Raw genomic sequence first — 9147 nt, forward strand, 5'->3', positions numbered from 1 at the left:
GCGGCAGTTCATCAGCGCGTTCTTGATGTGCTGTGGCTGCATGGTTTGATTGCTTCCTGCTGTTCTGGGCGGATGCCGCAACTTTCGGCTAGTTTGCAGCTGTGTTGGAAGCTGCTGCATGTTACAGCGTGCTGATGTGCAGCTGTTGGCATGGCTTGGGGCGGTTACTAATAGCATGGGTAGTGTGAATCTTGCGCATCAGCTTGGCACGCAGCAATGCACGCTGCTCTAGGAGCAGGGTGGTGTGTCTGTGCACTGCCATGGTTGCAGGAAAATGCACTTTGCAAAGCACAATGCAGCGAATGCAGCACTCACAGTGTGTTGGCTGGGGTTGGTCCTGAGCTTGCCCTTGCCACTGGCAGGTTTGCAGCGCACAGGTGGTTGAGGGAGCAGCGGCGGTGTGCTGTGCTGATGCAGCAGCATATCTTGGCAGGCTGACTTGACAAACGTTGAAACGACATTTGGAACCTGCAGCTGACTACAGGTTTGCTGGTGTGGGGATGTCGCACGGTCACACGGTGTCGGCGTGGTTTGAGTGCATCACAGTGCAGTGAGATGCACTCGCAGTGCAGAAGTAGTTTGGCAGTGTTGCTAGTCTCTTACAGTTGTGCGGATCTGTGCAATGCTACGCGCTTGTCTGTTGGCTCAGTATGGTCACTTTATGCCACGGTGGCAGAAGTTTGGCAACAACCTGGCTTGACTGCTGAGGTGTGACTATGACTGCAGCCATCCAGTGCCCAGTGTTGTGCTGTCGCACGGTGATTAGGCCAGAGACGCTGCTGCTGTTCAACCACACGTCCATAGGTCCTGGTGTGTCTGGTGTGATACAATATCATGGCATCAAGTGGATGCACAGGGCTGTGGCGTGTGCCGCCACACGTACTGTGGTTTGACTGCCAGCAGTACAAGCTCAATTGGCGGAAGGACGCACACCGCGCATGATGTATGTTCCCGTCGTGGAGAAAAACCGTGAAGTGTTTCCTTTGCATATGCTCATGGCCCATTGGGTGATGCGTCACTGAGAACGGCAGTGTTCAGGATGATGGAAGTGACTTCATCTGTTGCTACCCCAGCAGGTTGTCATACTTGCGACTAAACATCGTCATTGTAACTACACATTTAAGGCACTTTTACGTTACCCTGGCGCACGCTGCTTTCTGTTGTGTCATTTCTGTCCCGCGTGTGCTCGACATGCGCGTGTGCTGCGTGTGGGTGAACAATCTCAACGATCTCGGCGGCCAGGCGCACTCGTACGGGCCAACCATCTTTTGAAGGTGTCTTCCAACTGATAGCTGCTGTTTCATCCTCCCAGTACTGCAGTCGATCACTCTGCTGTGTCATATCCGTCCTTTCACACTCCTGGCTGCGAAGCACCATAGACTTGCCACTGGCATAATCTAAGGCTAGGCCTGAAGTTGATGTGTATTGGCTGGGATCGCATAGCCGCCAGTACGTTGCTCATTTACTGTTCATTGCACCAGACTTTGTCACTGGTTCCCACATCACAACTCCATCACCAGCTGCCGCAATGCAAAGTACCAGTTTCTCAGTAGCTGTAACATTATTGATCATAGCAGCCTGCGTACCTGATCGGGTCGCCGGTTACCCGTCAACTTGGACGTCTAATCACTTGGACGCCGGATACCCAGCTGGAGTCACGTGCATATCGCACCCTACAAAGGACTGGGGAGAACATGGATCCGTGACTTCTGTGTGAGTTCTGCCTTGCTTTCTCAGCACTTGAGGTCACTGGGCCCTTCAAACTGCCAGCACAGCAGTGTCACTTCCTGTGGAACTTCTGCACAGATGGCACTTTACACAGCTGTGCATACTGGCGACCAAAGCAAAGAGATTGATGATTGTTGCCTGATGCATCAAGAACAGCAGCTGCCTCAAGGTCAGCAAAAGCACCCGTAATGTGGTTCTTGTCCCACTTCTTGTCCCACTTAGCCCATTCAACTTTATGTTGGTGTTCCAAGCAGAGCATAATATATTAATGCATCCTTTCCACCAATTAGGTGTAGCTGGTGTGTTCGGTGGTTCGTTGTTTAGTGCAATGCACGGTTCTTTGGTAACTTCTTCGTTGGTTCGTGAAACAACTGAAACTGAAAGCCAAAACTATGGTTATAAGTTTGGTCAAGAGGAAGAAACTTACAATATCGTTGCAGCACACGGTTACTTCGGGCGTTTAATATTCCAATACGCTTCTTTCAACAACAGCCGTTCTTTACACTTCTTCTTGGCAGCATGGCCAGTAGTTGGTATTTGGTTTACCTCTTTGGGTATCTCCACAATGGCTTTCAACTTAAACGGTTTCAACTTCAACCAGTCGGTAATTGATAGCCAAGGTCGCGTTATCAATACCTGGGCAGATATTATCAACCGCGCGAACTTAGGTATGGAAGTAATGCACGAGCGTAATGCTCACAACTTCCCCTTAGACTTAGCTAGTGGTGAAGTTGCTCCTGTAGCACTTTCGGCGCCTGCTATTAACGGTTAATACGCATCATCGTAAAATTGAATAGATAATAAAAAGCGCTCCTGATATTGGGGGCGCTTTTTATTTTGTAATTATAAATATTATCATCCCAAGGTTAATAAACTTTGCGGCATGTCTACTAATAATCTTCGTCTTGTTAACCAGGGTAAATTATAGCGAAGCTGTCATGAGGGGCAAGATAGACTGAAAACTCTTACTATGCGTTTTACAGCGCCAACTAAAATGTAACGAAATATTTCGCCAACAGCATCTTCGCTACTTTTACCCCATATAAATCAGCCGATGCTTGGAATGTGAGTACTTTTAAACAATTACTGTATGGTTAACAGACCTCTGCGTTAAGTATATATTTGGGTAATTGCAATTCCTTCGACACGATCGTTCATCGCATCCCCTACATAGGGAGTGCTTTCTTTATAGAATTCGCTTCCTTGAGAATTGGACAGTTCCACTACAAATCCTGAAGGAATTTTTATAGAACTCACTCCGAATTCTTGTCGATTTATAGGTTGAAAGCTTGCTCCACCTGCTGGGATTTCCATCCACTGTCCTTCGTAATTGCTATGCTCATATAGGTATACAGATGCCATATTTTTTCTCCTTGAGTAATTGAGTTGTTGATTTGATTGAAGGTCAGGATTGTTTTTCCTTCTTGATGGTTAATAGATTTATGAAAATCAACTTATGCAGAGCAATACCTTCGCCAAAATAAAGAAGACCTGCAACGCATAATTGTACTATATAGTAAATGTATATTAACAATTTGGTGTGAAGCTGCATAGAATCGATGCTTATGTAGCAAGGCTTTAGCCCAATTTGTTATGTGCAGCTTCGTATTAAAATGGTATGAGTCCCATATTAATACTTTAATAATTCAACAGGTGCTATCTCAACCGCAATGGATGAAACTGATGAAGGATGAGGATTTGCGTGCGCTTTCGCCTTTAATTTGGGAACATGTCAATCCCTATGGCACTTTCCAATTGGATATGGATGAAAGGTTGCCGATTGAAACTGCGGCATGAAAATCTCGGAAGCGAGCTACAGCATGGTTTATAACCTAAACTAAACCGGTTAGTTTGCACTTCGTGACAGCTTCGCTATATTTGCCCCAACATACAAAATACAGAGCAATATACCAAGATAGATACCAAAAATAGATTCAAGATAATCAAGTGGGATTAATGTTAAGCATATTGAGCCATAGAAAAATACTATGGCTCATTTATTTAAATTCAAAATCTTTGAGATTGCGAATTGGACTCTTACAGCGATAGTTATCTCCTCGATCATAATTTCCCCTGTGGTAGTATCGCTACAAAATGGTAATGACAAAAGGTACTTTAAACGACATCTGCAAATCAAAAAATCAAGTTAAGCTGAATTCTACAGTTGACGTAACCTAAAAATGATTGGAAGCCAAGCACAGTGGCCGTTTTGTAGTAGAGCATATTCCTATGCTACAAACAATCCACTTCAGATCGATGCCTTCTATTTGTCTTTAGTTAGTAGTAAGGAGAAAATTTTGAGAATACGTCTAATTACAACAATGGTAGGCTTGATTTTTAGAACAAGTGAAGTTTTATTAACAATATTTCCAGCCTATTGTCAAATCCTATCTCAAACTAACAACACAAAACTTTTAGCTCAAGCAACATTTCCAAAAAAAGTCTTAACAACACAAGCTGCACCAGCCATTCAACAAACAATTATTTACGTCAATTCCGAATCTGGAACAGACAATAGCAGCGCTGGAAAAAGTGAAAGCTCACCCTATCGCACAATTTCCTATGCACTCCAACAAGCAATTCCAGGGACAACAATTCAGTTAGCTTCTGGCAAATATAGCAACGAAACATTTCCATTAATTATCAAGCCAAGTGTTACTCTCAAGGGTAATGAAAGCGGACAAGGGCAAGGTGTAGAAATAGTCGGTGGAGACTTTCACATGAGTCGTGCATTTGGCCGTCAAAATGTCACGATTGTCGCTCAAGAAAATACCCAAATTTCTGGTGTAACTGTCACTAATCCTAACTCTCGTGGAACTGGTGTTTGGGTTGAATCTGGAGAAGCAATCATCCGCAATAATTCTTTTATTAATAGTAAACGTGAAGGTGTTTTTGTTACTGGTAATGCAGCACCTCGAATTGAAAATAATCGCTTTGCAAATAATGATGCTAATGGAATTTCTGTAACCAAACAAGCACGAGGAGAAATCCGGAATAACATCTTTGATAATACTGGTTTTGGAATTGCGATCGGTGGAAATTCAGCACCATTAGTTTCCGACAACCAGATTCGCGGAAATCGAAATGGAATCGTGTTAACTGACTCTGCACAACCCAAGTTGCAATCAAATTCAATTGAAAATAATCGTGAATATGGGTTAGTAATTATAGGAGAAGCAAGACCATTTTTAGATAGGAATAACTTCACAAGTAATCAAAAGCAAGACCAATTGCGAGTCATTCCTCTTCCCCAAGAAGCTCCTCCGGAAGAGGCAACATCTGAATGATAACTTGATTGGTATTTAACTAGTAGGGGGGATTTTCCCCGCACCTTGGTGCCAATATTTGTTTAGGTATTTAGGATTGACAATTGAATAAATATTGAAAGCGTCTAAAAACTGTCAAACACTTTCATCCGCTCAAATAAAGGCTTTGTGACTCACCACACTCAATTATAATTATGAGACTTGTAAAAGCATTTCTTGCTGCAACTACATTATTGGCTGCTTCTGTTAGTCCTGCATCAGCTAATGACAAAGTTGAGATAAAGGGCGCCAGCTATGGTGGTAATGGTTGTCCTCATCAATCCGCAAGTGTAAGCGTTAGCCCTGATGGTCAAGAGCTAAGTATTTTATTTGACAAGTTTGCAGCACTTGGAAATAATCCAGCAGAAAGTCGTAAAAGCTGTAATTTAAGTATTCCAATTAAAGTACCACAAGGCTTTCAAATTTCTCTTTACGATGCTGATTATCGTGGCTATGTAGCTCCTCAAACCACAGGAATTTTACGAGCAGAATACTTCTTCGCTGGTAGTAAAGGACCTGTTTTTCAACGCACATTTCAAGGCGAAAACAACTATAACGTTCGAGATAATTTGGCAACTAAAGCTGACGTTTGGTCTTCATGTGGCACTAGCGAAAACATGCGAGTGAATGCTTCAATAGTTGCCAGTGGTCAAGGTATGGCTACCGTTGACTCCTTTGATCTAGCTCATCGTGGTTTAGTTTATCACATCAAATATCGCTCTTGTAATAAATAAACGAATTTGGTATCGAGCCAAAATGTGTGTAATTTCCTGCAATCTAGTCTGAAAAAGCCTATTCTGTAAGGCTTTGAAAAATTGCTACTTCAAAGTCAAAGAAGCCAGGAGTTACAACAGAAAATCAAGCATTTTCAGGTCAGATCGCAGGTTTTTGGTCATATCTCGGCTCGATACCAATAACGGCGCCTTGAGGTATAAAAAATCGGAGTTATCGTTCGCTTCCAACATTCCCGCTGTTCCCTTTTAATGAACCGGAATACTTAGAATCCAGCCGTCTCCTTAGATGTGGCGCCCGGTAGAAAAAATTGTGATGGTAAACCAAAAAAATGCAAGTTACTATTGCACTTTTTGATTTTTTGTGATTGTTAGTTGGTACAGCACCTTTTGAGATATTAAAAATACTTCCCTCTACGCGCCAGGGGGAAGCTAGAATATAACAATTCATTTGCTAATCTAACCAGGGGAGACCGTGCCAAAACGGGTGAAAAGTATGCTAAGGGAAAATGAGTACAAGCTGAAATTTATGCCTAGTAAACGTTGAGCGCAATTGTGAGAAGAATGAAAATTTTCAAATTCCGCACACAAAGTTGGTAAAGAAATACAACAGATTTATAGTCTGAAAGTCCTTCCAGTTAAACCTTTTGACACAAAGCTTAATTTCGAGCGCGTACTTTATTCCCGTTTTGGCACGTTCCTGCCGATTTGTCAGATTGCGTTCTAATTTCAAAAGATTTTTACAAAGCGAATCTTAAAGAGAGCAACCTTTCACGCGCAGACCTTTTACGTACAGACCTTTTAGATACAAACTTTTCAGATACAAACCTTTTAGACGCATACTTTTCAGATACAAACCTTTTAGACGCATACTTTCTAGGGGCATACCTTTTAGACACATATATTTTAGATGCAAACCTTTCAGACGCAAACCTTAAAGGGGTAGACCTTAAAGTGGCAAACACTACAGGCGCCAACTTTGAAGGGGCGATTCTTGATGGAGCAGATGATATTACAGTGCTTCCTAGTGAGGATGAGGTGCATTAGCAACAATGAGTAAACTAACCTAACCCCCCTTAATAAAGGGGGAACAAGAGATATTGCACGCTCTTTAAATAGAGGGAAAAAGAGCATTCTTAGCCCCCCTTAAGGGGAATGGCACGAAGAAAAGGCAGACGGCAGATGGCAGAGGGCAGAAGGAAAAGAAACGAGATTAGCTTAAAAAGCTTATGAGCTATGGCTTTAATGCCTTCTATGCTTTTGAGCAGATTCGCGGGCTTTGATTTTTACTCAAGGAGATTCGATGTAAAAAAAGCAACTAATCTATCTACGGTATAAAAAATCTCTTGTATCTAGTTTAATAAATACTAGGTACAAGAGAAAATTAAAATGCTTACTAATAAGATACCGAATCGAGTAGAAATCTAAGCGCAAAAATTTCTGCAAAGTACAGGATTACCCTTTCAATAAATACTACCTCAATCAATAATTCAAGAAGTAATTGACGAATTTAAAATTAAGTATTATCGCCGTATATTTGACCCTTTTGTGACGATATGGGCATTTTTATCACAGATACTAGATGCGGAAAAAAGTTGTCATAATGCTGTATCTAGAGTTATTGCTTGGTTATCAACATATAATTTAGAGTTACCATCAACAGATACAAGCGCATCTCTTACAAAGTTGGGCGGGACGGAAACCGACACCGCCCACTTTGCGCTATTGTCAGGCACGTTTAAGACTACCAGAAAAGTTATTACAAAAATTATCGTTTTTAACGGGGAAAAGTTAGAAGAAAAATGTAGACCCGAACAGTTATGGTGTGGTCGTCATGTTAAGGTTATTGATACTTCTACAGCATCAATGGCAGATACAGAGGCAAATCAATTAATTTATCCTCAATCGAGTAGTCAGAAAGCAGGGTGTGGGTTTCCAATTGCAAAAATAGCAGTAATTTTTAGCCTTGCGACAGGAGCGTTAGTTTCTTCCATAATTGATAAGTTCAATGTTGGTGATGTTAAACTTGCACGCATACTATATGAATTTTTAAAACCAGGAGATGTGCTTTTAGGAGACAGAGCTTTTTGTTCATATGCTGATTTTTACTGGATTAAAAATATTGGTTGTGATGCTGTAATTAGGAAAAATAATGGTCATCGCCAAAACTTAGAAACTGGCTACGTGATTAATCTGGCTAAATAATTAAATTTTTGAAAACCAGATTATCTTCATATTAAATAATATTTTCCACAGCATAGTGGTGATAAGTTATAAGTACTTCAAACTTGTAACTTCAAACTTACTTGCCTAATTATGAGTTATAAACAGCAGTTTATTTGGAATCGCAGCGTTGATTTGGCTGTTAGTTGTTACCGATTAACAAGTAGATTCCCTGACTGGGAACTTTATGGATTAACTAGTCAGATAAGACGTTCATCTGTTTCCGTTGCCTCAAATATAGCAGAGGGTTATGGTAGACGTAGTAAAAATGAATACATTCATTTTCTTCATATCGCTTTAGGTTCATTACGCGAGTTAGATACACAACTTAATAATTGCCCAAAAAGTTAAGTTAGTTGAAGATAAATTTTTGACCCCCGTAATCAATGAAGTTGAGGAGATGCAGAAAATTATGGTAGCAAGTCTCAACAAGCTTAAAGTTTAAAACTTTAAACCTTGTTATTCTGCATCCTTCTGCCTTCTGCCTCCTGCCCTCCGCCTTTTTTCGTGCCATTCTTATTAAGGGGGGTAGGGGGGATAACTTTATAAAATTACGTGACTAAGTGCGGGAGTTAATGCAACACTTAGAGCAAAAGCGCACTGTTCCAATGGTAAAAGCACAGTTACCGTTAATAGAAGAATTACAAACACAAACTTGGTGGACTGATGTAACACCAGAAATGTTAGAAACCAGTCGGCGCCAGTTACGTGATTTAATCAAATTTATAGACCGTAACGAACAAGCTATTGTATATACAGACTTTGTTGATGAACTCGAAGACCTAGACGAGATTACTGTACCAACTCACCAAACTGGTTTTAGTAAGGAACAGTACTGTAAAAAAGTAGAAGCATATATTCGTGAAAACCAAAACCACGTTACTATAGCTAAATTAAAACGCAACGTACCGTTAACTTACTCTGATGTAACAGAACTCGAAAAAATGCTATACGGTTCCGAGGTTATCGAAAATAGAGAGCAGTTTCAACAAGTATATGGCGCCCTTAATATCAAAAGCTTTATTCGTAAACTTGTAGGTTTAGACCGTAAAGCAGCCAAACAAGCATTTAATAAGTACTTACAAAAACAAAACTTTAACGCCAACCAAATACGCTTTGTAGAAATGATAATCGATTATCTCACACAAAACGGTGTTATG

6 protein-coding genes and 3 pseudogenes are annotated in these 9147 nt (G+C 41.1%); 8 read left to right on the plus strand and 1 reads right to left on the minus strand.

From position 1 onward, the window contains the following. Positions 1-1954 precede the first annotated feature (1954 nt). Positions 1955-2500, plus strand: a pseudogene (locus AC2JBO_RS35805) (photosynthetic reaction center family protein); the annotation flags it as partial. 338 nt (positions 2501-2838) lie between these two features. On the opposite strand, the gene AC2JBO_RS35810 reads toward AC2JBO_RS35805, so the two are convergent. Continuing rightward, positions 2839-3090: a beta/gamma crystallin family protein gene (locus tag AC2JBO_RS35810; protein ID WP_496958399.1), complete on the minus strand. Its 252-nt coding sequence runs from the start codon at positions 3088-3090 to the stop codon at positions 2839-2841. Positions 3091-3354: 264 nt separating this feature from the next. On the opposite strand from AC2JBO_RS35810, the pseudogene AC2JBO_RS35815 reads away from it, so the two are divergent. The 7 genes and pseudogenes from AC2JBO_RS35815 to AC2JBO_RS35845 all read left to right on the plus strand — a co-directional run. Continuing rightward, positions 3355-3525, plus strand: a pseudogene (locus AC2JBO_RS35815) (Tn3 family transposase); the annotation flags it as partial. A gap of 383 nt (positions 3526-3908) precedes the next feature. After that, positions 3909-5015 (plus strand): right-handed parallel beta-helix repeat-containing protein, encoded by a 1107-nt coding sequence (locus tag AC2JBO_RS35820; protein ID WP_496958400.1) that lies wholly within the window; start codon positions 3909-3911, stop codon positions 5013-5015. 173 nt (positions 5016-5188) lie between these two features. Then, positions 5189-5767, plus strand: a complete 579-nt coding sequence (locus AC2JBO_RS35825) for a DUF4360 domain-containing protein (RefSeq protein ID WP_496958401.1) — start codon at positions 5189-5191, stop codon at positions 5765-5767. Between the two features lie 705 nt (positions 5768-6472). Then, the gene (locus tag AC2JBO_RS35830; protein ID WP_496958402.1) at positions 6473-6811 is read left to right on the plus strand and encodes a pentapeptide repeat-containing protein; all 339 of its coding nucleotides are present in this window, start codon (positions 6473-6475) and stop codon (positions 6809-6811) included. Positions 6812-7312: 501 nt separating this feature from the next. Further along, a complete protein-coding gene (locus AC2JBO_RS35835; RefSeq protein ID WP_496958403.1) occupies positions 7313-7969 on the plus strand; it encodes a transposase in 657 nt (218 codons plus the stop codon). A gap of 111 nt (positions 7970-8080) precedes the next feature. Further along, positions 8081-8432 (plus strand): annotated as a pseudogene (locus AC2JBO_RS35840) (four helix bundle protein). 130 nt (positions 8433-8562) lie between these two features. Continuing rightward, positions 8563-9147: type I restriction-modification enzyme R subunit C-terminal domain-containing protein (locus AC2JBO_RS35845; protein WP_496958404.1), on the plus strand; the 585-nt coding region annotated here is incomplete at its 3' end.

This window comes from Calothrix sp. CBUCES-K 9914 (assembly GCF_059640475.1).